The following is a 669-nucleotide window of genomic DNA, read 5'->3' as shown; positions in this document are numbered from 1 at the left end:
ACGCGACCATCTCAACAATCCCTCTCAGACCTTCAACCTTGCCGAAGCGCGGAAGATCGGCTTCCGAGGCGCACAAAAGAAGGTGATCGCCGCCTGCCGTTTCGTAGAGCCGCGACAGGGCATGATACCCCTTGGTTTCGCGGCCGGACGGCTCATCGAACGGACCGCGCCCCGCATAGTCATAGCAGAACGGTATCTGAGCGAGGCCGGTCAGTGCCGACAGCGATGTGCGCGGGCGGCCGACAATCCAGGTTCTGGATTTTTGGTAGAGAGCCGTGGCGACGCNGAGCGCCGCGCCGAAGCCGCACATAACGTCGATGGTGCCGACATGGGCGTGCTCTTCCGGCGTTTCCATCGAGCCGCCGAAACGCAGCATGATGCCGGTTGCCGATTGCACGAGATCGTCATAGCCGAGATAGTCGGTGCGCGGGCCGGTGCGAACGCCGCCGAAGCAATCGAGCTGGCAGAAGATCGCTTGGGGGTTGAGCGCCTTCAGACCTTCGGCATCGAGCCCCATCGCCTTGACCTGGCGGTCGGTGGCGTTCCAGACCACGACGTCGACGGAGCGCACCAGTTCCTCGAAGACAACGCGGCCATCGGGCGAACCGATGTTCAGGAGCACGGACTGCTTGCCGCGCATGTGCGACATGCCGAAGATCACGGTGTTCC

General features: G+C 63.2%; 1 protein-coding gene. It reads right to left on the bottom strand.

Features of this window, described 5'->3' with window-relative positions; genetic code table 11:
• Positions 1–669: CoA transferase (locus AC0C6X_RS30105; RefSeq protein ID WP_472956695.1), on the bottom strand; the 669-nt coding region annotated here is incomplete at both ends.

The sequence above is a fragment of the Ensifer sp. VA4 genome, from assembly GCF_055710065.1.
This window is presented reverse-complemented; position numbering and strand designations above follow the sequence as displayed.